Source organism: Aldersonia sp. NBC_00410, from assembly GCF_026342035.1.
Classification (GTDB): Bacteria; Actinomycetota; Actinomycetes; order Mycobacteriales; family Mycobacteriaceae; genus Aldersonia.
Genome location: NZ_JAPENM010000004.1, coordinates 273588 through 299142 on the forward strand (window position 1 = coordinate 273588; position 25555 = coordinate 299142).

General features: G+C 68.5%; 21 protein-coding genes and 1 pseudogene. 12 read left to right on the plus strand and 10 right to left on the minus strand.

The features are described 5' to 3' along the window. Positions 1-52 precede the first annotated feature (52 nt). Entirely contained in the window at positions 53-1507 is a 1455-nt protein-coding gene (locus tag OG921_RS11475) for a PH domain-containing protein (protein ID WP_266112801.1), read from the plus strand. Further along, complete coding sequence (locus OG921_RS11480; RefSeq protein ID WP_266112554.1) at positions 1504-2253, plus strand: uracil-DNA glycosylase; 750 nt, start codon at positions 1504-1506, stop codon at positions 2251-2253. The genes OG921_RS11475 and OG921_RS11480 overlap by 4 nt, the downstream gene beginning before the upstream one ends. Here the strand turns inward: OG921_RS11480 and OG921_RS11485 are convergent. The 5 genes and pseudogenes from OG921_RS11485 to OG921_RS11505 all read right to left on the minus strand — a co-directional run. After that, positions 2211-2576 (minus strand): hypothetical protein, encoded by a 366-nt coding sequence (locus OG921_RS11485; protein WP_266112555.1) that lies wholly within the window; start codon positions 2574-2576, stop codon positions 2211-2213. The two genes, OG921_RS11480 and OG921_RS11485, sit on opposite strands and share 43 nt — an antisense overlap. Beyond that, positions 2573-3493, minus strand: a complete 921-nt coding sequence (gene mshB, locus OG921_RS11490) for an N-acetyl-1-D-myo-inositol-2-amino-2-deoxy-alpha-D-glucopyranoside deacetylase (RefSeq protein WP_266112556.1) — start codon at positions 3491-3493, stop codon at positions 2573-2575. Before mshB ends, OG921_RS11485 begins: the two co-directional genes overlap by 4 nt. A 64-nt stretch (positions 3494-3557) precedes the next feature. Further along, entirely contained in the window at positions 3558-5411 is a 1854-nt protein-coding gene (locus tag OG921_RS11495; RefSeq protein WP_266112557.1) for an ABC transporter family substrate-binding protein, read from the minus strand. 54 nt (positions 5412-5465) lie between these two features. Then, positions 5466-7370 (minus strand): translational GTPase TypA, encoded by a 1905-nt coding sequence (gene typA / locus OG921_RS11500; RefSeq protein WP_266112802.1) that lies wholly within the window; start codon positions 7368-7370, stop codon positions 5466-5468. A gap of 543 nt (positions 7371-7913) precedes the next feature. Further along, a pseudogene (locus OG921_RS11505) lies at positions 7914-8285 on the minus strand ((deoxy)nucleoside triphosphate pyrophosphohydrolase); the annotation flags it as partial. Positions 8286-8293: 8 nt separating this feature from the next. Between OG921_RS11505 and OG921_RS11510 the strand changes: the two are divergent. Next, complete coding sequence (locus tag OG921_RS11510; RefSeq protein WP_266112558.1) at positions 8294-8584, plus strand: 4a-hydroxytetrahydrobiopterin dehydratase; 291 nt, start codon at positions 8294-8296, stop codon at positions 8582-8584. Here the strand turns inward: OG921_RS11510 and OG921_RS11515 are convergent. Beyond that, positions 8526-9776, minus strand: coding sequence for a mannosyltransferase (locus tag OG921_RS11515; RefSeq protein WP_266112559.1), 1251 nt, complete (start codon positions 9774-9776; stop codon positions 8526-8528). The two genes, OG921_RS11510 and OG921_RS11515, sit on opposite strands and share 59 nt — an antisense overlap. 319 nt (positions 9777-10095) lie before the next feature. On the opposite strand from OG921_RS11515, the gene OG921_RS11520 reads away from it, so the two are divergent. Further along, positions 10096-10974, plus strand: a complete 879-nt coding sequence (locus OG921_RS11520) for a hypothetical protein (protein WP_266112560.1) — start codon at positions 10096-10098, stop codon at positions 10972-10974. 48 nt (positions 10975-11022) lie between these two features. After that, positions 11023-11361: a hypothetical protein gene (locus OG921_RS11525; RefSeq protein WP_266112561.1), complete on the plus strand. Its 339-nt coding sequence runs from the start codon at positions 11023-11025 to the stop codon at positions 11359-11361. Between the two features lie 23 nt (positions 11362-11384). On the opposite strand, the gene OG921_RS11530 is transcribed toward OG921_RS11525, so the two are convergent. After that, positions 11385-12143: a TetR family transcriptional regulator gene (locus OG921_RS11530; protein ID WP_266112562.1), complete on the minus strand. Its 759-nt coding sequence runs from the start codon at positions 12141-12143 to the stop codon at positions 11385-11387. Between OG921_RS11530 and OG921_RS11535 the strand changes: the two genes are divergently transcribed. From OG921_RS11535 to OG921_RS11545, 3 genes are read left to right on the plus strand one after another with little or no spacing between them, the layout of a single operon-like run. Then, positions 12082-13128: an ABC transporter permease gene (locus OG921_RS11535; RefSeq protein ID WP_266112564.1), complete on the plus strand. Its 1047-nt coding sequence runs from the start codon at positions 12082-12084 to the stop codon at positions 13126-13128. The genes OG921_RS11530 and OG921_RS11535 overlap by 62 nt on opposite strands. Then, complete coding sequence (locus OG921_RS11540) at positions 13125-13949, plus strand: ABC transporter ATP-binding protein (RefSeq protein WP_266112565.1); 825 nt, start codon at positions 13125-13127, stop codon at positions 13947-13949. The genes OG921_RS11535 and OG921_RS11540 overlap by 4 nt, the downstream gene beginning before the upstream one ends. Further along, a complete protein-coding gene (locus OG921_RS11545) occupies positions 13942-14814 on the plus strand; it encodes an ABC transporter ATP-binding protein (RefSeq protein ID WP_266112566.1) in 873 nt (290 codons plus the stop codon). Before OG921_RS11540 ends, OG921_RS11545 begins: the two co-directional genes overlap by 8 nt. Positions 14815-14965: 151 nt before the next feature. Here OG921_RS11545 and OG921_RS11550 read toward each other — a convergent pair whose 3' ends face one another. Further along, positions 14966-15688 carry a DUF1906 domain-containing protein gene (locus OG921_RS11550; RefSeq protein WP_266112803.1) on the minus strand — a complete coding sequence of 241 codons (723 nt, stop codon included), beginning with the start codon at positions 15686-15688 and terminating at the stop codon, positions 14966-14968. A gap of 253 nt (positions 15689-15941) precedes the next feature. On the opposite strand from OG921_RS11550, the gene OG921_RS11555 reads away from it, so the two are divergent. Next, complete coding sequence (locus OG921_RS11555) at positions 15942-16148, plus strand: maltose regulon activator MalT (protein ID WP_266112567.1); 207 nt, start codon at positions 15942-15944, stop codon at positions 16146-16148. A 71-nt stretch (positions 16149-16219) separates the two neighbouring features. On the opposite strand, the gene OG921_RS11560 is transcribed toward OG921_RS11555, so the two are convergent. Further along, positions 16220-16903, minus strand: a complete 684-nt coding sequence (locus OG921_RS11560; RefSeq protein ID WP_266112568.1) for a hemerythrin domain-containing protein — start codon at positions 16901-16903, stop codon at positions 16220-16222. A gap of 112 nt (positions 16904-17015) precedes the next feature. Between OG921_RS11560 and OG921_RS11565 the strand changes: the two genes are divergently transcribed. The 3 genes from OG921_RS11565 (at position 17016) to OG921_RS11575 (ending at position 25057) form a co-directional block, all read left to right on the plus strand. Then, a complete protein-coding gene (locus OG921_RS11565) occupies positions 17016-20390 on the plus strand; it encodes a BTAD domain-containing putative transcriptional regulator (protein ID WP_266112569.1) in 3375 nt (1124 codons plus the stop codon). A gap of 103 nt (positions 20391-20493) precedes the next feature. Beyond that, positions 20494-22656: an MMPL family transporter gene (locus OG921_RS11570; RefSeq protein WP_266112570.1), complete on the plus strand. Its 2163-nt coding sequence runs from the start codon at positions 20494-20496 to the stop codon at positions 22654-22656. A gap of 235 nt (positions 22657-22891) precedes the next feature. Then, positions 22892-25057 (plus strand): MMPL family transporter, encoded by a 2166-nt coding sequence (locus tag OG921_RS11575; protein WP_266112571.1) that lies wholly within the window; start codon positions 22892-22894, stop codon positions 25055-25057. A gap of 47 nt (positions 25058-25104) precedes the next feature. On the opposite strand, the gene OG921_RS11580 is transcribed toward OG921_RS11575, so the two are convergent. Continuing rightward, positions 25105-25554 (minus strand): hypothetical protein, encoded by a 450-nt coding sequence (locus OG921_RS11580; RefSeq protein ID WP_266112572.1) that lies wholly within the window; start codon positions 25552-25554, stop codon positions 25105-25107. Position 25555: the final 1 nt, after the last annotated feature.

The following is a 25555-nucleotide window of genomic DNA, read 5'->3' on the forward strand; positions in this document are numbered from 1 at the left end:
GGCGGCGCAGGCCCACGAGGAGGTGTTGCCCTGGCGGCGGCTCGACCGGCGCATGCTGCTCGTCCATCCGGTGCACGAGGCGGTGCGGCTCGCGCCTGCCCTCCTCGCGGCCGTGCTGCTGGGCAGCCGAAGCGACAACCATGTGTGGGGCCTGCTCGGTCTGGCCGTCGTGGTCGGCCTCGCGATCGCCCGCTGGTTCACCACGACCTACCGGATCGGGCCGGTGCACATCGAACTGCGCACCGGACTGTTCCAGCGCAAGTTGCTCTCGGTACCGCGCTCGCGGATCCGATCGGTGGACGTCGAGTCGACGCTGCTGCACCGAGCGCTCGGTCTCGCGGTGGTGCATGTCGGCACGGGTCGGCAGGAGCGCAAGGACACCGGTTTCCGGCTCAACGCGCTCGATGCTCGCGGCGTGCCGCAATTGCGGGCGGCGCTGCTGCGCACGGCACCGGCGGAAACCGCACCCGACGAAGCACCGGTTCGGCCGGCTCCACCGGTTGGCATCGAGATCGCGCACTTCTCCCCCGGTTGGGTCCGCTACGCGCCGCTTTCGCTGACCGGGCTGGCCATCGTCGCGCCGGTCGCGGGGCTGCTGGCGCAGTACGGCGCGGTCGAATGGGTAGCCGAATCGGGCGCGGTCACCGGCGGGGTTCATGCCGCGGAACGGCTCGGCGTGCTGGTCGCGGTGGTGATCGGAATTGCGCTACTGCTCGCCCTGACCAGTGCGGCCGCGTGCGCGTCCTATCTGCTGCGCTGGGGCGGGTTGCGCGTCGTGGACGACGGCGCCACCCTGCACTGCGAAAGCGGCGTGCTGACCACGCGGGCCGTCACACTCGATCGCAACCGGCTGCGCGGCGCGACCGTCGCCGAACCCCTGCTCCTGCGCGCGGTCGGTGGCGGCGAAGTCGAGGCAATCATGACCGGGAGCCGACGGCAGCAGAAGGTGCTTCCGCAGTCGCCGCGCGGCGAGGTCGATCGGGTGATGAATCATCTGCTCGGCTCGGCGGCGCAGTACTCGGTCGGGCTGCGCACGCACGGGCCTGCCGCGGCGCGCCGACGGGTTACGCGGGCGGTGCTGCCGGTGTTGCTCGGCGCCCTCGGCCTCGCGATCGCGCAGCTTGCCGGCGCACCGATTCCGTGGCCGGCATGGCTCGCCGTGGCGGTACTCGCGACGGCAGCACTCGCGCTGGCCTGGGACCGCTACCGCGGCCTCGGCCACGCGGTACTGGAAACCGAACCGAACTGGCTGATCACCCGCAGCGGCTCGCTCGACCGCGAACGGCACTGCATCGAGGCAGACGGCATCGTGGGCTGGACGGTGCGGCAGAGCTTCTTTCAGCGCCGTGCGGGCTTGGCGACGGTTTCGGCGGCCACTGCGGCCGGCGCCGGCCGCTACGACGTGGCGGACTTGCCGGCCGGGCAGGCTTGGGATCTGGTTGAGCAGGCGCAGCCGGGCGCGGGCGATCGCTGGGCCGTCCACAGCGCGCGCACAATGGTTGAGTGACCGCCGCAGGCATCGACAGCATCACCGCGCTCGACGCTGCAGTCACCCAGTGCCGCGCCTGCCCGCGCCTGGTCGCCTGGCGAGAGCAGGTCGCCCACGACAAGCGCGCGGCCTACCGCGACGAAACATATTGGGGCAGGCCAGTTCCCGGATTCGGGCCGCCGGACGCGCGGCTCTTGATCGTCGGGCTGGCACCGGCCGCGCACGGCGCCAACCGCACCGGGCGAATGTTCACCGGCGATCGCAGTGGCGACGTACTCTATGCCGCGCTGCATGCGGTCGGCCTGGCGAGCCAACCGACGGCCACCCGACTCGACGACGGCCTCGAACTCTTCGGCACCCGGATCACCGCGCCGGTGCACTGCGCACCGCCGGACAACAAGCCGACCCCTGCCGAGCGCGACCGTTGCCGCAGCTGGCTGGAGACCGAACTACCGCTGCTCGCACCGACATTGCGGGCGATCGTCGTGCTCGGCGGCTTCGGCTGGCAGGCGCTGTTACCGGTCCTGGCCGCAAGCGGATGGGCGGTGCCGCGGCCACGGCCCAAGTTCGGTCACGGCGCGCATGTCACGCTGTCCGGCCGCGAAAACCCGCTGGAACTCTTCGGCTGCTACCACGTCAGTCAGCAGAACACCTTCACCGGACGGCTGACGCCGGCAATGCTGGAGCAGGTGCTTGCGACTGCTGCCACGGCAGCAGGACTTCAGCGGGCGACCGGCGCGGCCATGTCACGAAAGATCAGATAACCGGCCGGCACCAAACCCAACGCGAGCAGCAGCAACGACTGCCACGACTGGATCAGCAGCACATCGCCCCCCGGGCCGCCCAACGCGCACAGCAGGAAACCCGCGCCCCAGCCGACGAGCGGCCACCCGGCGCGGCGCGTCGGTCCGGTGATCGTGCGCGCGATCAGAACCAGCACCACGTTGGCCAGCCCGGAGATCAGCGCGCTGATCGGAAACGCGACCGCACCGAGATAGGTCGGCAGAAACAGCACACCGAGGACCGCGCTGAGGAAACCGTCGAATACGAGCACACCGAGCGTGACCCGGTCCAGCAGAGGCGTCACCGGGCCGGCTCCGCAATACCGGCGAACAGGTCGGTCTCCCGACCCGCCGCGTCCACCGGTCCGAGTTGCCCGCTCACCAGTACGAACTGCTCCTCGCGCAGGATCGGCGCAATGATGTTGTTGGACAAGGCATATTCGGTGCCCGAATGGGCGACCGTCACTTGCGTGGCGTGCGCCCGCAGCGCGTTCGACTTCGCCAGGTAGACCTCCGACACATCGATCGCCGTGGTGACCACCGCAGGATCGACGGTCCAGATCTCCCCCGGCTCGGGCCGCCGCCAGCCCCGCGGTACCTCGGTGATGCCGGCCTGCGCGGCCGCGAGCGCGGCCGCGTCGGTGACCGTCCAGTAGAACTTCGCCGGATCCCACGGCGCACCACGATCCGGGTCTTCGTCACTGCCGGCGAGCGCCAGGGCGTCGGTGCAGATCCGGTGTGCCCGAATGTGATCGGGGTGGCCATAACCGCCCACCTCGTCGTAACAGACCACGACGTGCGGGCGCAGTTCCCGGATCACCGCCACGAGCTCGCCGACGACCTCGTCCGCATCGGCGTTGACAAACGCCCGCGGGTTCGCCGCTGCCGGTGTCCCCGCCATGCCGGAGTCGCGCCAGCGTCCCGCGCCGCCGAGGAAACGCGGTCCGGCCGCCCCGAGTGCGGCCAGCGCGCGGGTCAATTCGAGGACGCGGTAGCCGCCGAGTTGGTCGGCCGCATCGGCGGTCAGGCCGGCCCACTGCGCACCGATCACCTCGCCTTCCTCGCCGAGCGTGCAGGTCAGCACGGTCACCTCGACACCGGCCGCGGCGTAGCGGGCGATCGTGCCGCCGGTGGTGATGGTCTCGTCGTCGGGGTGCGCGTGGACGAGCAGCATGCGCCGCGCGACCGTGCCATCGTTCGGTGGTATCGGGTCCACGCTCATCTCTGTGTCCGGCTCATCTCGGTACAAGGTTCATCTCGGTACAAGGTTCATCTCGGTACAGGGTTCATCTCGGAACAAGGCTCCATCCGGTCGCGTCGCTGAAGATGCCGGTCTGAATCGGCCCGACCAGCGACACGCCGATGACCCCCGGGCCGGCGGCGACAACACTGGTGTCCTGCAGCACCGGCAGCACCGTCGCCAGCCGCCACAAAGCCGGTTCGGCAGCCGCAATCAGCATGGGCACGTCACCGAGCCCGCGCAGTGCCGCGTCGATGCCGATCTGCAGGCCCGGATCGCAGACCCCGGACAGGTTGCTCGGCGCCCGCGTGGACTGTCCGGCGGGAACGGGTGGTGTCGGCGTCGACGCGCTCGGAGCCGGCTTCGGCGTCGGTGAGCCGTCCGCCGGCGCGCGCCCATCGGTCTCATCGGACGCCGGCAGCGGGCAGCCGAACCGCGATGCCAGCGCGGTCGCCGGGTCGGAGCCGGCCCGCACCCAGCCGACCACCGCGTCGATGTCGCCGTCGAGCAAATCGCTGCCGTAGAGATCGTCGGGCGCAATCTGGCGCACCGTCGCGTCGACGCCCGCGGTGCGCCACTGGTCGGCGACCGTATTCGCCACCGCAACGGCGGTCTCGTCGTTCTGCGGCGCGCCGATCCGCACCGCGAGACGCCGACCGGCGATGGTCAGCGGGGCCGAGGTCGGTACCGCGGTCGGCGCTGCCGCGGTCGACATCGGCGGCGCCGCCGCGGTCGACATCGGCGGCGCCGCCGCGGTGGAACCGGATGGCGGTACCGCCGGATCGGGCCGGTAACCCGCCTGCGCGAGCAGGTCGTAGGCGGCCGCACCCTCCGGCCACGGCGGCACGGTCGCGACGTAGCCCGGATCCGAGGGCGCGAGCACCTGGCCACGCGCGGGCCGCGCCTCGTTCGCGGTGTCGGCGCCGACGACGGTGAGCAAGTCGGGGTCGAGCAGGCCGAACAGCGCGGTGCGCACTCGTTGGTCGGCGAACGCTCCGGTGCGCCCGTTGAAGGCCACCTGCAGCACGCGCGGCTGGAAGACGATGCCGGTGCGCACGCCGGGGATCGCCGATAATTGCGCCTTGGTTCCGGAGGCGCCGTGCACCTCGGCGACCTGCGCGTCGTTCGACCGCATCGAATCGGCGAGCTGCGCCGATGACCCACCGCGCCGCATCAGAATCTGGTCGGGCGTGGCCGGCTGATCCCAGAACCGGTCGTTGCGTTCGAGCAGGATCTCGTCGCGGCCACGGTCCACGGACTTGATATGAAACCGGCTGCCGGACACCGCGATCGTGTCGCCGAGTCCGCGTTCGAATCCGCCGGGGGCGTCCTTCACCAGATGGGAGGGCACCAGGTCGGTGAACAGTTCGCGCCAGGCCGGGTAGGGCGCGGCCATCGTGACGGTCACGGTCTTGCCCCCACCGGAGGAACCGACATCGGCGATCAGGTCGTAACCCGCGGGATCCACCACGCCCGGGGTGCTGGTCATCTGCTGCCACAGATAGCGGAAGTCCTCCGCCGCAATCGGCGCACCGTCCGACCACTGGGCGTCCTGGCGCAGCTGATAGGTGATCGTGAACGGTTCCTGGTTGGTGACCTCGGCCGAGGTCACCACCGAACTGTCCGGCACCCAGCCGGTCCCGCCCTCCGGCGTGGCGACCGGGCGGAACGGGCTCGGCAGCACCAGAGTCGCGACCGCGGCCGAGGCGGGCGACAGATTTGCGAGCAGATGCGGGTTGAAGCCCTCACCGATGTCGTCGATCCCCACCACGACGGTGTTGCGGTCGGCGGTCGTGGTCGGGGTCTTCGGCGTTTCGGTGCTCTCGATCGGTGGTGGCGGGTTCGCGGTGCACGACGTCACGGCCAGTACCGCGCACGCCACGGCAAAGATCGCTCCCACACCGCGTCGCGTCGAACCGCCTACCACCGAGAGATGCCCTTTCCGCCCGCGACGCTACAGCGCGGCGCGGTCACGTGCCTTGGACCGCGACCGCTCCCGGGCCCGGTCGGTAGCCGACAGGTGCACCTTGCGTACGCGCACGACCTCCGGAGTGACCTCGACACACTCGTCGCCGGCACAGAACTCCATCGCGCCTTCGAGTTCCAGCTTGATGGGCTTGGCGAGCGTCTCCATCACGTCGGCGGAGGACTGACGCATGTTGGTCAGCTTCTTCTCGCGGGTGACGTTGATGTCGAGGTCCTCCTGGCGGGGGTTGATGCCCACCACCATGCCCTCGTAGGTGTCGGCGCCGGGCTCGACGAAGAAGGTGCCGCGGTCGGCGAGCTGGATCATCGCGAACGGTGTGACGCTGCCGGTGCGGTCCGAGACGAGCGAGCCGGTGTGGCGGGCGCGGATCTCGCCCGCCCACGGCGCGTAACCGTGGAACACGGCGTTGGCAATGCCGGTGCCGCGGGTCTCGGTGAGGAAGTCGGTGCGGAAACCGATCAGGCCGCGCGACGGAACGATGAACTCCATCCGTACCCAGCCCGCGCCGTGGTTGGCCATCTGCACCATCTTGCCCTTGCGGCCGGCGAGGAGCTGGGTGATGGCCCCGAGGAACTCCTCGGGGGAGTCGATGGTGAGCTCCTCGTAAGGCTCGTGCACCTTGCCGTCGACCTCGCGGGTGACCACCTGCGGCTTACCGACGGTCAGCTCGAAGCCCTCGCGACGCATCTGCTCCACGAGAATGGCGAGCGCGAGCTCACCACGGCCCTGTACCTCCCAGGCGTCGGGTCGGCCGATGTCGAGGACCTTGAGCGAGACGTTGCCGACCAGCTCCTGATCGAGACGGGACTTCACCATGCGCGCCGTCAGCTTGTGTCCCTTAACCCGGCCGACGAGCGGCGAGGTGTTGGTGCCGATGGTCACCGAGATGGCCGGCTGGTCGACGGTGATCCGCCGCAACGGGACCGGGTTGTCGAGATCGGCGAGCGTGTCGCCGATCATGATGTCGGGGAAACCGGCGACGGCGACGATGTCACCGGCCACGGCCTTCTCGGCGGGGTGGCGCTCGACGCCGGTGGTGGCGAGCAGTTCGGTGATCTTGGCCTTGGTGACGACGGGTTCGCCGTCGACCTCGCGGCACCAGGAGACCGTCTGTCCCTTGGTCAGCTCGCCGTTATGGATGCGGACCAGCGCAATCCGACCGAGGAAGGTGGAGGCGTCCAGGTTGGTCACATGCGCCTGCAGCGGCGCATCGACGTTCCCCTTCGGCGCAGGCACGTAGTTCAGCAGCACGTCGAACAGGTCGTCGAGATTCTCGGCATCCGGTGCGTGACCATCCGCGGGCGCGACTTTGGACGCTTTGCCCTCACGACCGGAGGCATACAGGACGGGGAGGTCGAGGGCGAGTTCCGCGGCCTCGGCGGCCTCGTCGTCCAGATCGGAGGCCAGATCGAGCAGCAGATCGTGGCTTTCCGAGACGACCTCCTCGATACGGGCGTCGGGACGGTCGGTCTTGTTGACCACGAGGATCACCGGCAGCGACGACGCGAGCGCCTTGCGCAGCACGAAGCGGGTCTGCGGCAGCGGACCCTCGGAGGCGTCCACGAGCAGCACGACGCCGTCGACCATGGACAGGCCGCGCTCCACCTCGCCGCCGAAGTCGGCGTGGCCGGGAGTGTCGATCACGTTGATGACGGTGATCGAACCGTCCGGGTTGTGCCGGTGCACAGCGGTGTTCTTCGCGAGGATGGTGATGCCCTTCTCGCGTTCCAGGTCACCGGAGTCCATCACCCGGTCCACCAACTCGGCCCGCTCGGCGAAGGCACCGGACTGCCGCAGCATGGCGTCGACGAGCGTGGTCTTGCCGTGGTCGACGTGCGCGACGATGGCGACGTTGCGGAATGTCCGCAACATCGTGGTTTCTGGGCTCGACACGCTGTGCTCCTGGTTGTCCTGCCGCACGACAACGACCGATTCGGCCCCTCGCCCGCGCGACGACTTGCGGCGACCGCAGCTGCGAAACGCCCGATTCCGGCCGCAAGGGTTTACACCGCAGCCACGAATACCCTACCGCCCGGTGCACGTCGCTCGTGCCGCCGCGCGCCAAAAGACCTGGTCGTTCGATATCGGGTGACGTTCATCACCGCATCGACAGACGGCATGGCATATCGGATCGGGCCCACCGATGGCTAACATGCGGCCAACCATCCCCAACGAAGGGCGCGGCACACATGGGTAAGGCCGACGCGGCGAAAGTCGCCTCGCTGAAACCGAAGAAGAAGTGCTGCCGCAGTCGCAAACGCTGTGTGCGCTGCCCGGTGGTGATCAAGCGGATGCAGCGGGCCCAGGACGACGGCCTGCAGGGGAAGCATCTGCGCAAGGCGCTTCGTGCGGCGCGCGAGCGGTAGCGGCGGCGGCGACTCGGCCGGCGCAAGCGCCGGCGGCGAGTTCGGCCAGCAGATCGTCGAGCCAGCGCCGGTCGTTGGGCACCAGGTCGATCGCGGTCAGCTCGGCCGCGTCCACCCAGCGCAGTTCGGCATGATCCAGTGCGGCCGGCTCGCCGGATTCCAACCGCGCCAGGTACGCGCGCAGCACCATATCGCCAGGTAGCGGCACGTCGACGCCGATCCGGTCACCCGCGTTGGCTTCGACGCCGAGTTCCTCGCGCAACTCGCGCCGCAGCGACTGCGCAGGCGTTTCGCCCGGTTCCACTTTTCCGCCGGGCAGTTCCCACATTCCGGCGAGTTCGGGCGGCCGGGTGCGCTGCGCCAGCAATAGCCGGCCATTGCGGAAAATGGCCGCCGCCACCACTTCCTGCATGACTAACATCATGCGGTATGGCGACACTTCTCACCGACGCCGAACTACAGACCCGACTCGCCAACCTCCCGGACTGGACCCGCGACGGCGACGCGATCTCTCGGACCGTCGAATTGCCGAGTTTTCCGGATGCGATCGAGTTCGTTCGCCGGGTCGGCGAAGCGGCCGAGGAGGCCAACCATCACCCCGATATCGACATTCGGTGGCGGAAGGTCACACTGACGCTGTCCACGCACTCGGAAGGCGGGCTTACCGAAGCGGACGTGTCGATGGCGCGACAGATCGATCTGCTGACCTCCGATCGGTAGCGGCACGGCGCTCGTCGCGCACCCGGTAGCCGATCAGCAGGCCGTAGAAGGCGAGCACGCCGATCGCGTCCACCGCGCCGAGCCAGGCGAGCAACCCCGGACGCGAGACCAGCCAGATCGAGTCCTGGAAGAAGCTCAGCACCCACGCGACACCGACCAGCGACGTGACCAGCCAATACCCGGCGACGACGCGCGCACCCATCCGGTCGCCGTACGGGCCGTGCAACAACCAGATCGCCATCGGCACGATCCACACCCAGTGATGCGACCAGGAGATCGGCGAGAGCATCAGGCCGAACAGTTGCACCACGATGAGCGTGCCGAGTCGGTCGTCCCGGGCGAGTGATCGCCAGGCCAGCACGGCAAGCAGTGCGAGCACCGCCAGGCCTGCGACCAGCAGCGCGCCGGTTTCGACGTCGTGCCCGACCAACCGGCTGAGCGCGCCGCGCAGCGACTGGTTCCAGACCGAGCCGACCGGCCCGATCCGCGACGCGTCACCGAGCAGCGTGCCGAAATACTCGTGCGCCTGTTTGCCGGCGACGAGGTAGCTGAGGCCGATGGTTGCGGCGAAGACCACCGCAGACCAGACGACCGTCGCCCAGCGGCGCTGGGCGACGAAATAGAGCCCGGATACCGCAGGGGTCAGCTTGATCCCGGCCACGACGCCGATGAGCAGTCCGGACAGCCACCAACGGGTGCTTGCCACCGCGACCATCACGCCGAGCACGAGAAAGACGTTCACCTGGCCGTAGTCCAGTGTGGTTCGCACCGGTTCGGTCCACATGCCGACCGCGGTCCACAGCATCGCGTAAGAGCGCGACTGCGGCTGCGCGCCGCGTTCGCCGAGCACGAGGTTCAGGCTGATCCGCACGACCGCGTAGAGCGCGGCCACCGACGCCAGCGTCCACACGACGCCGACCACCTCGATCGGCAGGAAGTGCAGCGGATAGAAGACCAGCGCGGCGAACGGCGGGTAGGTGAACGGCAACGGAAAATCGGGTGTGACCTCGGCGTAGGTGAAGTCGTAGAGATCCCCGTCGGACAGCGTGGCCGAGCCGTCGACGTAGACGTGCAGATCGACGAGGTTGAAGCCGCTCGGCAGCAGGAACATCCAGAGCAGCCGCGCGAGGACCGCGAGACCGAGGAGCACCGGGGCAAGTCGAAGCATTCTGCTCACGACGGGCGTGCTCACGACAGGGGGCTCACGAACGGGGTCCTCGTGCTCGGCTACGGGAGGCAATCGGGTCGCAACGAGACTAACGTTCGGCATCGGACGACACCGGCGCAGGGCGAATGCGTAGTAACAATTGCATCACTAGTCACATGAGTCACACGCGTAACACGATACGCTCGGAAAGCGTTCCCCTGTATGTGTCGCCGCCGACCGAACCAGGCTTGCGCGCGAAACCGACCGGCTGTACTTGTTCGCGCTTCGTTACATATAGAGTGTCGTCGCGAGTCGGTAACAGTCCGTTATGGCCGGTTGCCCGAGATACGGAGGATGGGACAGAGTGCATCGCACCCGAGAGATGCGGCGAGCTGCCGTTGCAGTAGCGCTGACCGCTTGCGCCACCCTCGGCACCGCCACCGCCGCGGTCGCCGCCCCGGCGCAGCCGGCACCGGCGCCTACTGCCGTACCGGGCCTGCCGCTCGACGTTGCGGCGTTATTCCATCCCGCGGTGCAGGCCGGCGTCCCGGTCGACGCGCTGGCAGCCCTCGCGCCCGCCATCATCGGCGCGGTCGTCGGCCCGGCGGATTCGAAGGAGCCGACGGCTCCCACCGACGCGGCCGCGCTGAGCAAGCCACACGAGGTTGCCGCCGGCGACCCGCAGGAGCAGCTGCTCGCGCAGGCACGCACCCTGATCGAGAACGCACCGCTGCCACCCGAGATCAAGTCGACGCTCGAGCGCGTCATCACCTTCCTCGATGGCAGCGGCGGCGGCGGACCGGAGATTCCCAAGAACGGCCCCGTCATCGCGCAGTTCCTCTACCCGACCGTCGGGCAAGACTGCATCTCCGGTGGTGGCGACTCGATCGGTGCGGCACTCGCCGTGCCCGGCCCCGCCGCGCTCCCGCCGCCGGGACCGAAAGAGCACCAGACCGGCTTCGTGTTCACCGCACTCGGCACCGCGGTGCCGGCGGCCACGCAGGCGAAGCCACTCACGGTGACCTGGCTGAACCTCGACACCCGCAAGACGGCGACTCAGGACCTCACCGACAAGGCCCAGATCAACCACCCCGACGGCCCGGCAACGCTGAGCACGGTCGCCGACACCGGCGCGGGTCGCGTGATCGCGGTCGTCTCCGGTTCGCTGACCACGCAGGCGGAGGGCGAGGCACCGCTCACGTGCGAGTTCCTGCCGACGATCGGCTTGTTCACCGTCGCCTGATCCGGGCAAATGTCGCTGCCTGATCACGCGATGTGGTAGACCCGGCTGGTGGCGACTGACAGCCGGTCCATCCGTTCGCGGCACGCACATCGGTCGATTCTGTCGATCCGCTCCGAGAGATCAATCCTGTCGATCGGCTCGGCGTACTCGATTCTGTCAATCGGTAGCGTCGGATCGATTCTCTCGGTCGGCTCGGCGTACTCGTTCGGTTCGGTGATCTCGAGCGCGTCATTCGCCAGCCTCGGTTCGGCACTGTCCGGGCTCTCGCGGTGGTCGATGCTCGCCTGGCGCGGTAACCACAGCGCACCCGAACCCCGACCGGATCTCCATGTGGTCGCCGATGAACCCGACCTGCGCGGTTCGATCACCCACCACACGCAGACCTGACGGGCTGCGCGTGACAGCCCGGGTCAGTCCAGCTCGACGGTGAGGTAGTGCTGCAGCACAGGTCCCACCAGCCGGGCCACTTCCGCTATGGACAGTGATGCGAGCGGTTCCACAGCCATCACATAGCGCGCCATCAGCACGCCCACCACCTGACTGGCCAGCAGCTCGGCGCGCAGCTCCGCCCGATCGCCGCCGAGCAGTTCGGCGATGGGCCGCAGGCTATCGCGCATGACGACGTCGCGGAACTTCGCCGTTGCCGCCGGCTCGTTCACCGTGGCGCGATAGAAGGCGAGCCAGCGTTCGCGAATCATCGGATCCTCGAAACTGCCGAGTACCTGCTCAGCCAGCCGCTCTCCCAAGGTTTCCGGGGCACCCGCCGCGAGGACCTCCCGCAACGTGTCCGCGGGCCGCACCGGCAGTTCGACCGCGGCCTGGAAAAGTTGCTGCTTGGTCGGGAACCAGTGCGTCACCATCTTCGGATCGACATGCGCCTCGACTGCCACGCCGCGGACACTGGTTCGGTCGTAACCACGCTCGGCGAACTGCCGCCGCGCAGCATCGAGAATCGCGGTGCGCGTCGTACCGACGCCGGGCCGTCGTCCGCGCTGCGCGCTTGTCCGACCGGACGACGCGTCCTCTGGATGCTTGACCATTCCTCGCTCGAAGTCGTTGAATTCCCTATACGTCGAATTTTCGTGCCAGTCTAGCCAGGAGGCAGCAGTGCGAGCGATGATCCTCAAAGAGTTTCTGGAGTTGCGGCGCGACAAGCGCACGCTGGCCATGCTGATCGCGTTGCCGATCGTGCTGCTGATCATCTTCGGCTACGCGGCGAACTTCACCATTACCGATATCAGCACACACGTGGTCGGGCCACAGGCAGAAGCTGTCGGGCGGGCCCTGCCCCCGCTGTTCGACGTCACCGAGATCGATCCGACTGCCACCGGACAGGATGCCCAGGATCAGGTGCGCGACAACGAGGCGAACGTCGTGATCGACACCGGCACAACGCCTCCGACGGCCTACATCGACGGGTCGGACCTGTTCACCGCGCAGACCGCGAGTGCCGCACTCGGCCGGGTGGGCGATCGGGTGACGGTGGACATCCTCTACAACCCGGACCTCACCACGTCCTGGGTGATGGTGCCCGCGCTCGTCGGACTCATCCTCACCTTCATCGGCACCATCGTCACCAGCCTCGGCCTGGTGCGCGAACGACAATCGGGCACGCTGGAGCAGTTGGCGGTCATGCCATTTCGGCCCTCGGATGTGATCGTCGGCAAGATCGCACCGTACTTCATTCTCGCCGCGCTCGACATGGTGGTGGTGACGCTGCTCGGAGTCTGGATCTTCGGCGTGCCGTTCAACGGCAGTCCGCTCGTTTTCGGAGTGGGCGCGGCGATCTTCCTCTTCGTCGTGCTCGGCGTCGGGGTGTTCATCTCGACCGTGTCGCAGACTCAGGGGCAGGCGATCCAAACCGCGATCTTGTTCGTCATGCCGCAGATCCTGCTGTCCGGCTTCATCTTCCCGCTGTCGGCGATGCCCGCGGCCATCCGCTGGATCGGCTATTGCCTGCCCTTGACGTACTTCGTGCAGATCGCGCAGGGCGTGATGCTGCGCGCGGCGCCGATCGCCTCGCTGTGGGTGCCGTTCGTCGTGATCACGGGCATGGCCATCGTGGTGTTCACCGCTGCGGTGCTGCGGTTCCGCCGCGATCTCGCCCCGCGGCAACGCCGCGAACAGCCCGCCCCGGAGCAGGCGCCGGCATGACCGAGTCGCATTGGGGTGTAGCGGGTCTCACCGTCACGTACGGATCGGTTACCGCTCTCGACGAGGTGACGCTGGATATCCCCGACGGTGCGGTCGCCGCGGTTGTTGGCGGCGACGGGGCGGGCAAGACAACCCTGCTGCGCACGATCGCCGGTGCTCTCGTGCCGGCGAGGGGGCGCGTGCTCGCCCCGCCGTTGCCCGAGGTCGGCTTCATGCCAACAGCTTCCGGAGTTTGGCGCGAACTCACCGTGGACGAGAACATCTCCTTCGTCGCGGCTGCATACGGTATCCGGGGCGGCGCACTCGGACGCCGCCGGGACGACCTGCTCGAGCAGACCGGTCTGGCGCGGGCGCACCAAAGGCTCGCGGGCCAGTTGTCGGGCGGCATGCGGCAGAAACTCGCGTTCGGTCTGGCCATGCTGCACCAGCCCCGACTCCTGGTCCTCGACGAGCCGAGTACGGGCGTCGATCCGGTCAGTCGCGTCGACCTGTGGCGGATGATTTCCCAGGCCGCCGCGCAGGGGGCCGCGGTTGTGATGGCGACGACCTACCTCGACGAGGCCGAACGTTCGTCGTCGGTATTGGTGCTCGACGGTGGCCGGACCCTACTGGCCGGTGCGCCCGAAGAGGTCGTCGCAGACGCGCCCGGTGTTGTCGTGCAAACCTCCCGCCCGACGGTGCGCGAGCACGCATGGCGCCGCGGCCGGCAATACCACGAGTGGGTACCGGAAGGCGCCGTGGCCGAAGGCGATCCGGTACCCCGAGATCTCGAGGACGCCGTGATCAGCGCCGCGCTCGCCAAGGAGGCCGCTCATGCCTGATCCGCTGGTCTCCGTGCAACGCGTCACCCGCCGCTTCGGCGACTTCACCGCCGTCGAGGACGCCTCGCTGACGGTCGACGCGGGCGAGATCGTCGGCCTGCTCGGCGCCAATGGTGCGGGCAAGACCACCGTCATCCGCATGATGCTCGGATTGCTCGCGCCGACGTGGGGGATCCTCCGGTTGTTCGGTGAGCAGCCTTCGCGCGATACCCGGCAACGACTCGGATATGTCGCGCAGGGTCTCGGCCTCTACGACGACCTGACCGTCGCCGAAAACCTCGAGTTCCTCGCGAAGGCGTACGACACGCCCGTTCCGGCACTGCCCGCCGCGCTCGAAGCCGACCGGGGCTCGCTCGTGGGGGCGATCGGGCTGGGGCGGCAACGCCAGCTCGCGTTTACCGCGGCACTCGCGCATCACCCAGAACTGCTCGTGCTCGACGAGCCCACCTCCGGGGTGGATCCGCTCGCCCGCGCGCGGCTCTGGGACGTCATCCATGAGCAGGCCGAAGCCGGCGTCGCCGTGCTCGTCACCACGCACTACATGCAGGAGGCACAGCAGTGCGACCGGCTGGTGATGATGTCGCGCGGCCGCACGGTCGCTGCCGGCAAGGAGGCCGACATCATCGGGGATACCACCGCCGTCGCCGTGCACACCGACCGGTGGCAGGACACCTTCGCGGCGCTGAATGCGGCGGGGATGCCGGTCACCCTTGCCGGGAAGCGCGTGCGGGTCGCGAATGTGGGAGCGGCCGAGGTCCGCTCGGCCCTTTCGGCTGCAGACGTGACCGCAACGGTCGAGGACGTGCCGGCCACCCTGGAGGAGGCGATGACGGCCCTCGACCGAGGGATCAGAGCCCAGGCGTGAACCCGGACTGCACGAATTGCGAGGCCAGTTCGTAGGCCGTCGCGCCGACCCAATAGGCGAGGTTCAGCAGTAGCTGTTGCACGATGTCCTCCCTTGTTTGCGATTGACGTATTCGGTTGGGTACCAGCTGGTTCGGCCCCCACCATCGCGGCTAGGCCAGAGACCACTGTCCGTAGTCGGGCTGCAGGATCGCATTGAGGTCGACCCCCACGCCGTCCACCTCGTCGTCGTCGATGGCGAATTGGTGTAGGTGCGCAGCCGGATTGACGTACCCCTCCGGCGTGCCCCAGTCGTGCTGCCAATACCAGCGGCCGAGCCCAGCGGTATGAGCCAGATCGATCGTCGGTGAGTTCGCGTAGACGCCGGTGTTCTCGACACCGACCACCGACTGCCAGCCGAGCAGGTAGGGCGCGATCATCGTGGCGAACTCGACGGCGTTCGGGTTGTCGTCGATCGAGGCGTAAATCGGACTGTTCTCCGGCCCGCCGGCCGCGAGATGCAGGCCGAGACCCCGTTCCGCGTGCCGCTTGCCCGCCTCGAGTCCGCCACGCCAGTCCGCGGTCGGCCCCTTGCCGAACTGGTAGCAGGACACGATCTCGAGACCCGCGGCGGTGAGCGCTTCGACCTCGTCGTTGCGCAGCGGTTTGCCGACCATCCATTCCGCGCCGGGGCGACGGTCGGAAACGTATCGGATCACCCCGGTATGCCCGGCCGCGGCGATGGCCTCGGCCGAGGGAATCCCGCCCGCATAGTCGAGAAGCGTGCCGAGTCCGTCTGCGCGGGCGACCGAGACCCTGCTCGCGAGCCCGGCGAACCCGATGGCGGCGGTGCCGACCGCCGTCAGCCGAAATAGATCGCGACGCGAAACCTGCACGTGATGCCCCTCCTGCGCAGCGGGCGAAACCGGACAATCGAGGGAAGTCACCGGCGCGCCTTCCCCATCTTTCACAGGCGCGCCGGTAACATTTTGGGGTTTCGCCATTCCACCACAAACAACATTGGTTACGCCAGACTCATTGGCAACTTACGACACTGTTGTTTCATCGGTTACCAGCCCCACCGGCCGCGAGTACGGTGAAATTCGTCCCCGAAGCGCGGGAATCGTTGACGGATGGGGCTGTTTGGCCATGAGCAAAGAACAGTGGTGGGTCATCGCGCCGGAGAGCGGGTTCGCGTTCGAGCAGCGCGCGAACGGCGATCTCGTGGTGTTCGAGCGGTCCGGAACCGAGGAACACGTGCTGCACGGCTACGAATGGATGCATCGCACGGACCAGGGCGACATCAAGGTGCATGGCGAGGGGCCACCACCGTTCGGCGTGTGGCAGACCTGCTGACCGCGACTGCATAGTTCTTCCGGCACTCTGCCCGGTGTCGGCCGGAAGAACTATGCCGCCGCCGCGCGGCGCTACGCGTTCCAGTCCGGATCGGTGCCGTAGATCTCGCGGTATTCCTTGACGTAAGCCCGCTTGCCGATCAGCCGCCACATCAGCCGGGCGATCAGCGGCATGTTCGCCAGGAACTTCTTGCGGTCCTCGGGCGAGACACCCTGCAGGATGAAGCCGAGGAAGACGAGCTGGCGGTCCTTTGGGATGCCGGCGCGACCGCGCTCCCCCATCGCCTCCCACTCCTCGACGCTCATCACCGTCTCCACGACCGGCAGAATGTGCCGCTCCTCCTCGCCCATGTGCTCGTCCAGCCGGGCCGACAGCTCGGTGAGCGTCTTCGCGAGGTCCTCGCGGACGCCCCAGTCGGCGGTCTCGGCGAACCGTGCCGCCTGGGCTTGGGCCCGTTCGTTGAGCTCGGCGATGCGCTCGTGCTGCTCCTCCATACGCAGGATGAGCTCACTATCGGTAGGCGCGCGATCGAGCAGCAGCGGCCACATCATCTCGTCCTCGGTGGTGTGGTGGTGATGCAGTCCGCTGGACATCTCCTCGACGAAGGAGACGATCCGCTGTGCGCGCTCGCCATCGCCATCGGCGACGCCGCGCACCAGGCCGGGCAGCGCGTTGAAGTGGCGGCGGAACGTGTTGTGCACGATCACCATTTCGCCGGTGTCCGGACGGGTGGCGGTGTCGGTGGTGAGTGTCATGGCATTGCTCCTTGCTGGGCTGGTGGGTGAACTCGCAATCGAGCGTCGCCCGCCGAACTTGTCGTCCACTTGCAGCGCACTAGTAGCCGACTCGCCTTAGGCTGAATCGGTCATGATTCGCTTCCGGGTTCTCGGCTCGCTGACGGCAACCGTCGATCCGGGCGGTCACGGCCCGATGCGTCTCGACGGCGCCCGGTCGGGTCCCGATGCGATCGATCTGGGTGGTCGCCGACAACGCGGCGTCCTCGCGCTGTTACTGGTCGCGCGGGGTGACGTCGTCTCGGTCGATCGGCTGATCGAGGATCTGTGGCAAGGCGAACCGCCACCGCGCGCGCTCGGCGCCCTGCAGGCGTACGTCTCGAATCTGCGCCGCCTGCTGGAGCCCGACCGCGCGCCGCGCGCTCCCGCATCGGTACTGATCAGCAGTCCGCCGGGGTATGCGATCCGGCTCGACACCGAGAGCGTCGACGCGTGGCGATTCGAGGCCGAGCTGAGGGCTGCGCCCGGGCAATCCGACCCGCGGCTCCGCCGCAGAGCTATCGAGGACGCACTCACACTGTGGAATGGATCGGCCTACGCGGAATTCGCAACCGAGCCGTGGGCGCAACCCGAGGCGACGCGACTAGAGGATCTACGGCTGTCGGCGCGGGAAATGCTCGCCGCAGCCGCGCTCGATGCCCGCGACCCGGCCGCCGCGGCCGCCGAAGCGCAGGCGCTCACCCGCGAGCATCCGCTGCGTGAGGAGGGCTGGCGCCTGCTTGCCCTGGCCCGATATGCGCTGGGGCGCCAGGCCGATGCACTCGCGGCGCTGCGCCAGGCTCGCGAGCTACTCGCCGACGAGCTCGGGATCGATCCGGGGCCGGCGCTCGTGCAACTGGAGAGCGACCTGCTCGCCCAACGGATCCCGGTCGCCGGCCCGCCCGCTGCCGAGCCGACGCCACCGGCCATAGCAGCGCCGGAAGGACCGACCGAACAGGCCCATTCGGTACTGCACGATGAGCCCGCCGCTGTCGCGGTAGATGGATTCGTCGGTCGCGACGAGGAACTGCAGCAGTTGCACCGCGCCGCGGACACAGCTCCTGCCCGGTCCCGGGTTGTCCTGCTCAGCGGTGAGGCCGGCAGTGGAAAGTCATTGCTGCTCAATCGGTTCCGCCGCGATTTGGAATCCGCGGGTTGGTTGGTCACCGTCGGCCGCTGCCCCGAAACGGAGGGTGCACCACCCGCGTGGGCGTGGGTCGAGGCGCTGCGTTCACTCACCGTGACGGTGGATCCCGGCGAGAACGGCGAAGCGCTGGCACCGTTGCTCGATGACAACCTGGTCGCGGCCGCCGACACCGATGCGTCCTACGGACGGTTCATGCTGCATCGCGCGGTCGCCCGGTACCTCGCCGATGTGACCCGGCGGCGGCCGTTGGCGATCCTGCTCGATGACGTCCACCGCGGCGATGCGGAAACCCTTGCGCTGCTGAGCAGCATCGTCGATAACACCGCGGTGCTCGCGGTGTTGGCCTACCGCCCCGACGAGGTGAGCCCCAGACTCGAGGGCGCGCTGGCCGCGATTGCGAAGGCGACGCAGGCGCGTATCAAACTCGCCGGGCTTGCTCCCGATGCCGCCGCATCGTTGCTGGCCTCCGCATCGGGCACCGCGCCGGACGCGCAGACCGTCGCGGCCCTGCTCGAACGCACCGGCGGTAACCCCTTCTACCTACGCGAGAGCGCGCGCCTGCTGGGCAGCGAGGGCGAGCTCGTCGCCACCTCCGAAGTTCCCGAGGGCGTGCGAGATGTGCTGCGCAGGCGGTTCTCCCGGCTGCCGGAGATCTCGGTGGCCGCGCTGCGCATGGCGGCGGTGATCGGGCGGCAGGCCGACGTCGAGGTGTTGTTGCAGGCCAGCGAGGCCGACGAGGACTCGGTGCTCGATGCGATCGAGGCCGGTGTGGTCGCCGGCCTGCTCGACGAACCGGATCCGGGGACGGTCCGTTTCACCCACGCACTCGTGCGAGACACGCTCTACCAGGACATTTCCCGGTTACGCCGATCGCGATGGCATCTGCGGGTGGCCGAGGCGATCGAAGCGCTGCGCCCCGGCGATGTCGCGGCACTCGCCCACCACTTCGGTGAATCGCTGTCCGCGGGTACCGCCCGCCGGGCCGCCGACGCGGCGCTCGCCGCCGCGGATCAGGCCGAGCGCCGGTTCGCCCACGACGCCGCGGCGGACTTCTTCCGCCGTGCGCTCACCGCGCTGGACCGCCTGCCCGAGGGCGACCATTCCGGCGAACTCGTCGCCGTGCTTGCGCGGTTGAGCGGCACGGAGATCCTGGCCGGCGATGCCATGTCGGCCCGCGAATCGCGGGACCGCGCGATCGACATCGCCAGTGCGGCCGGGCGCGACGATCTGCTGATTGCCGCCCTCACCTGTTGGGACACCCCGACGCCGTGGGTCAACCGGGCGTATGGCGATGTGGACGAGCGGGTCGTCGAACACATCGAGCACTCCCTTGCGGTTCCCGACCTTGCCGAGTCGACCCGAGTTCGGCTCCTGATTGCGCTGGTCGCGGAGGTGTCCGGCGAGCGCAACGACCGTGCCTATGAAGCCGCGATGGAGGCGGTCGACGTGGCGCGGCGCGGCACCGATCAATTGCTTCTGGGACTCGCACTTTCCGCCCGAATATCGGTGTTCGAGGTACCGGGCGCGGAGCCGGAACGCGAGCGGTATGTGACCGAGCTGACCGCGCTCGGTGAAGGGGCCGGCCTGCCGGCGTTTGCATTGATGGGCCATTTTGCGGCCATGCAGATCGCCGCGACGGCGCTGGATTTCGCCGGCGTGGAACGCGAGCTCGCGCAGACCGAGCGGCTCGCCGACCGGTTCCAGTGGCGGCAGGCACAGGCGATCAATCGGATGTCACGGGGTTTTCTCTATCACCTGCGCGGTGACCTCGACCTGGCGCGCGAATCCTTCCTCGACGTGCATGAGCAGATGAAGCGCGATGGCGCGATGCTTGCCGATGGCATATTGCTGATGGCGATGTTCTCGCTGATGTCCACCGAGGGCCGCCTCGCGGAGATGGCCCCGCTGGTCGAGGCCTACGCGGCGGCGCCCGATGCCATCGCGGATGCGGTCGCGCTGACGCGGCACGCAGCGGGCGACGGCGAGCGGGCGCGGCGACTGTACGACGGCCCGACACCGATCCGCCCCGACTATTTGCGTTCCCTGATGCTCACGATCCGCGGCATGACCGTGGTCGCACTCGAGCTCACCGAACATGCCACCGCGGTGTATCGCGACCTGTTGACCTATCGCGGCCAGATTGGCGGCGCGGTATCCGCGGCGTTCGCGATGGGTCCGGTGGACACCGTGCTCGGCGACCTCGCGCGCCTGCTGGACGATCCCGACACCGCAAAAGAGCACTACGCGGTGGCCTTGGCTGTCGCAACACGCTGCGGCTGTCCGCAATGGATCGCGGCTGTAAACGACCGCCTCCAGGATTGATCAACCCAGCTCGACTCGGCTCCTGACGAACCACAAGTCGGTCACAAGTACCCAACGCGACCCTTTCGAGGACACCACACCACTGCGTCCTGAAGAGGCCATCATGAGAGCGTTCCTGTATCGGGTCGGCGAAACCAGCGCCGCTCATCCCTGGCGGGTGATCGGCACCTGGGTTGCCATCCTCGTCGCCGCGTTCGGTATCGCCGGCGTCATCGGTGGTACGCCGCACGACAACTACAACGTCCCCGGGCTGTCCTCGCAGTCCGGTATCGATCTGCTGCGCGCACACTTTCCGGAGTTCTCCGGCACCGATGCCCGCGTCGTCGTGCACTCGGACGACGGCCCGGTGGCTGCAACCGAACTCACCGAACTGCAGCAGCGGCTCGCCGACGTCGAGGGCGTCAGCCACGTATCCCCACCGCGGATCTCCGAAGATGGCGACACCGCGCTGATCGGGCTCAATTACGACATTCCAGTGACCGATTTCCAGGGCACCGAGGGCATCGATGCACTGCGCGCGGCCACCGCAGCCGCGGAACAGTCCGGGTTGCAGGTCGAACTCGGCGGCGAGGTTCCCGAGAACGTCGGCACACCGAGCGGCACCGCCGAGGCCATTGGCATCGTCGTGGCATTGGTCATTTTGCTGTTCGTGTTCGGCACGATCGTCGCCGCCGGCCTGCCACTGCTGGTCGCGCTCATCGGCGTCGGTGTCGGCATGGCCCTGATCACGATCATGGCCGGTTTCACCGATATCAGCGTCAACGCGCCGAGCGTGGCCATGATGGTCGGCGTGGGTGTCGGCATCGACTACGCGCTACTGCTGGTCACCCGCTTCGCCGACGCACTGCGTCCCTCGGGCGGCGTGGGAGGTCCCGACGTCGTGCGCCGGGCCGCCGGAGTCGCCACCAGCACCGCCGGAGTCTCGGTGATCTTCGCCGGCACGACCGTGCTGATCTCGCTGTTCGGTTTGCGGATTGCCGGCCTGGCCGTGTACTCCTCGTTCGGCTACGCGACATTCGCGATGGTTACCGCCGTCATGCTCGCGTCCATCACGCTGGTCCCCGCGGTGTGCGGGCTCGCCGGGTTCCGGATTTTCGGCCGCAACATGCGTCGGCTCGCGCCGCGCAAGTCCCGGCACAACCGGCCACCGGTCACCGAGCGCTGGGCGCGTCGGGTCGGCAACCGCCCGCTGCCGTATGCCGTTGCCGCACTGGCACTGTTGCTCCTGCTTGCCGCCCCCGTCCTGCAGATGCGGACCTGGCCGCAGGACGCGGGCAGCCAGCCGACCTCGAACACGACGCGGCTCGCCTACGACCTCGTCGCCGCCGAGTTCGGACCGGGTGCGAACGGCCCGTTCCTGGTCGCAGTCGATCTCGAAGCCAACCCGGCCGCCGCCCTGCCGACGCTGGCCAACAGGCTGGCCGCCGACCCGGGCGTCGCCGCGGTCTCCCCGGCATTGATCGCCCCCGACGGCGCCGCGGCCGTACTGGAAGTGGTGCCCAGCACCGGGCCCGCCGATGCGGCCACCACCGACACCATGGACCGGCTTCGTGCGCAGCTGCCCACCGACAGCTACCTGACCGGTATGACGCCGGTCCTCGACGAGATCTCCGACCGGCTCGCACATCGCCTGTGGCTGGCCATCGCAGTGGTCGTCGGACTGGCGGTGCTGCTGCTGACCGTCGCGTTCCGGGCACCGGTCGTCGCGATCAAGGCCGCGCTGATGAACCTGCTCGCCGTCGCCGCGACCTACGGCGTCATGGTTGCCGTCTTCCAATGGGGTTGGGGTGCAGGCCTGCTCGGCCTGCCGCACGCCGTGCCGGTGTCGAGTTGGGTGCCGCTGCTGATCTTCACCATCCTGTTCGGGCTGTCCATGGACTACGAGGTGTTCCTGCTCTCGCGCGTCCGGGAATACTGGCTGAAATCCGGCGATGCCCGGGAAAGCGTGACCCGCGGACTGTCGTCCACGGCGCGGGTCATCACCGGAGCGGGCGCGATCATGGTCGCCGTCTTCGCCGGTTACGCACTGGATTCCGAGCTGACCATCAAGATGATCGGCGTCGGGCTTGCGACCGCCGTGCTGCTCGATGTGACCGTGGTGCGGATGATCCTGGTGCCGGCCACGATGGCACTGCTCGGCCGAGCGAACTGGTGGCTGCCGAGTTGGCTGGATCGCATCCTGCCGAATCTCGATATCGATGGCAATACAGCGCCCGATGCTCCGGCTCGAGCGCCGAAGGAGGAACCGGTTCCGGCAAAGGTGTAATCGGCACGCACGGTACGGCGGTCGCGGGCAATCAGCTCGCGGCCGCCGTGCTGTGGCGCAGGTACGTGAGCACGCGGTGCGGATGCCCACAGTAGATCGGCACCCACTTTCGAGTAGTGCACTACTCGCGCACCCGCCCGCGCTGTCGCCGAAACTCGTGACGAACTGCAGTCCGCCACAAGGGCCCAACGCCGCGCTCTCCAGGACACCACTTCACCTGCCTTCGGAGGACACCATGAGAGCGCTCCTTTATCGGGTCGGCGAAACCAGCGCCGCCCATCCCTGGCGGGTGATCGGCACCTGGGTCGCCATCCTCGTCGCCGCGTTCGGTATCGCCGGCGTCATCGGCGGCACCCCACACGACGACTACAACGTCCCCGGGCTGTCCTCGCAATCGGGAATCGACCTGCTACGCGCCCACTTCCCCGAGTTCTCCGGCACCGATGCTCGGGTGCTCGTGCACTCCGACAACGGCCGGATTCCGGCCGCGCAGCTCACGGAGTTGCAGCAACGGCTCACCGGTGTCGAGGGCGTCAGCCGGGTAGCCCCGCCACGAATATCCGCCGATGGCGACACCGCCCTCATCGCACTCAATTACGACATTCCCGTGACGGATTTCCAGGGCAAGGAAGGCATCGACGCGCTGCGCAACGCCACCGCGCGTGCCGAGGCAGCCGGCCTTCAGGTCGAACTCGGCGGCGGGGTGCCCGAGAATGTTGGCACTCCGAACGGTACCGCCGAGGCCATCGGCATCGTGGTGGCGCTGGCGATCCTGCTGTTCGTCTTCGGCTCGGTGGTCGCCGCCGGACTGCCACTGCTGGTCGCGATGATCGGCGTCGGTGTCGGCATGGCACTGATCACGATCATGGCCGGCTTCACCGAGATCAGCGTGAACGCGCCGAGCGTCGCCATGATGGTCGGCATCGGCGTCGGTATCGACTACGCGCTACTGCTGGTCACCCGCTTCGCCGACACGCTGCGTCCCTCGGGCGGCGTTGGCGGTCCCGCCGTCGTGCACCGCGCCGCTGGCGTCGCCACCAGCACCGCCGGAGTCTCGGTGATCTTCGCCGGCACGACCGTGCTGATCTCGCTGTTCGGTCTGCGGATGGCCGGGCTCGCGACCTACTCCTCGTTCGGCTACGCGACATTCGCGATGGTTTTCGCCATCATGCTCGCTTCGCTCACGCTGGTCCCGGCGGTCTGCGGGTTGGCCGGGTTCCGGATTTTCGGCCGCAACATGCGCCGGCTCATGCCGCGCAAGTCGCGCCGCAACCTCCCCCCGGTCACCGAACGATGGGCCCGCCGAGTCGGCAACCGGCCACTGCCGTATGCCGTTGCCGCGCTGGCACTGTTGCTGCTGCTCGCCGCCCCGGTCCTGCAGATGCGGACCTGGCCGCAGGATGCGGGCAGCCAGCCCACCTCGAACACGACGCGGCTCGCCTACGACCTCACCGCCACCGAGTTCGGACCCGGCGCAAACGGCCCGTTCCTGGTCGTAGTCGATCTCGAAGCCAACCCGGCCGCATCGCTGCCGGCGCTGGCCAATCGGCTCGCCGCCGACCCGGGCGTCGCCGCAGTCTCCCCGATACTGATCGCCCCCGACGGCGCCGCCGCCGTGCTGGAGGTGGAGCCCAGCACCGGACCCGCCGATGCGGCCACCCCCGGAACCATGGACCGGCTTCGTGCGCAGCTGCCCGCCGACAGCTACCTCACCGGTTGGACGCCGACCCTCGACGAGGTTTCCGACCGGTTGGCGCATCGCCTGTGGCTGGCCATCGCAGTGGTCGTCGGATTGGCAGTGCTGCTGCTGACCGTCGCGTTCCGGGCACCGGTCGTCGCGATCAAGGCGGCACTGCTGAATCTGCTCGCCGTTGCCGCCACCTACGGCGTGATGGTCGCGATCTTCCAATGGGGTTGGGGCGCAGGTCTACTCGGCCTGCCGCACGCGGTGCCGGTGTCAAGCTACGTGCCGCTGCTGATCTTCACCATCCTGTTCGGTCTGTCCATGGACTACGAGGTGTTCCTGCTCTCACGAGTCCGGGAATTCTGGCTGAAATCCGGCGACGCCCGGGAAAGCGTCACTCGTGGCCTGTCGTCCACCGCACGGGTCATCACCGGAGCGGGCGCGATCATGGTCGCCGTCTTCGCCGGTTACGCACTGGATTCCGAGCTGACCATCAAGATGGTCGGTGTCGGCCTCGCAGTCGCGGTCCTGCTCGATGTGACCGTGGTGCGGATGATCCTCGTGCCCGCCAGCATGGCCTTATTGGGCCGGTTCAACTGGTGGATTCCCGGCTGGCTCGACCACATCCTGCCGAATCTCGACATCGACGGCGAGCACCTCGAGTTGGAGCCGGCGCGAGCCACTGTCGAGCGGGAGCCCGAACCTGCACGAGTATGAGGTGAGCGCAGGAGGTGAGCGCAGTGGCCGCGTTCGGGCGCCGACTGTCAGCCAGTCGCGGCAGTGCCGCGGTGCAACTGCTGCAGCGCGCGGTGCTGCAGGACTTGGACCTCGCCTCTGCGCATCCCCAGTGCCGCCGCAGTGTCGGGCGCGGAGAGCTTCTCGATGACACGCAACCACAGCACCGCCGCCGTCGCAGGCCCGCTCGAGCGCATCACGATGGACAGCGGAGTCGTCGGTTCCGGATTCGCGAGCCGAACGTCGTCTTCGGCGAATCCGCCGAACGCCCGATGCAGACAGCCCAGCAGTGCCAGGGACTCCGGGGTGGCCAGACCGTTTTCGCTGATCACGGCGGTAACAGCGTGCGGGTGGAGGTCCCGGGCGAGCGAGTCCGCGCGGTCCCAGCCCTGCGGCCCACGCCCCAGGAGCGCGCGGCAGTACCGGACCACGACGGGCCAGCACGCGGCACTCACAGCACGCGCCTGCACATCGGACATG

Excerpts from the sequence above, each read along its gene's own strand:
- OG921_RS11475 (WP_266112801.1), top strand. The coding sequence starts at position 53 with ATGCTGCTCGTCCATCCGGTGCACGAGGCGGTGCGGCTCGCGCCTGCC.
- mshB (WP_266112556.1), bottom strand. The coding sequence starts at position 3,493 with ATGAGCGTGGACCCGATACCACCGAACGATGGCACGGTCGCGCGGCGC.
- typA (WP_266112802.1), bottom strand. The coding sequence starts at position 7,370 with ATGTTGCGGACATTCCGCAACGTCGCCATCGTCGCGCACGTCGACCAC.
- OG921_RS11510 (WP_266112558.1), top strand. The coding sequence starts at position 8,294 with ATGGCGACACTTCTCACCGACGCCGAACTACAGACCCGACTCGCCAAC.
- OG921_RS11530 (WP_266112562.1), bottom strand. The coding sequence starts at position 12,143 with ATGGCCAGCGTGCGCTTGTCGCGCCGCAACTCCAGAAACTCTTTGAGG.
- OG921_RS11540 (WP_266112565.1), top strand. The coding sequence starts at position 13,125 with ATGACCGAGTCGCATTGGGGTGTAGCGGGTCTCACCGTCACGTACGGA.
- OG921_RS11545 (WP_266112566.1), top strand. The coding sequence starts at position 13,942 with ATGCCTGATCCGCTGGTCTCCGTGCAACGCGTCACCCGCCGCTTCGGC.
- OG921_RS11555 (WP_266112567.1), top strand. The coding sequence starts at position 15,942 with ATGAGCAAAGAACAGTGGTGGGTCATCGCGCCGGAGAGCGGGTTCGCG.
- OG921_RS11560 (WP_266112568.1), bottom strand. The coding sequence starts at position 16,903 with ATGACACTCACCACCGACACCGCCACCCGTCCGGACACCGGCGAAATG.
- OG921_RS11565 (WP_266112569.1), top strand. The coding sequence starts at position 17,016 with ATGATTCGCTTCCGGGTTCTCGGCTCGCTGACGGCAACCGTCGATCCG.
- OG921_RS11570 (WP_266112570.1), top strand. The coding sequence starts at position 20,494 with ATGAGAGCGTTCCTGTATCGGGTCGGCGAAACCAGCGCCGCTCATCCC.
- OG921_RS11575 (WP_266112571.1), top strand. The coding sequence starts at position 22,892 with ATGAGAGCGCTCCTTTATCGGGTCGGCGAAACCAGCGCCGCCCATCCC.
- OG921_RS11580 (WP_266112572.1), bottom strand. The coding sequence starts at position 25,554 with ATGTCCGATGTGCAGGCGCGTGCTGTGAGTGCCGCGTGCTGGCCCGTC.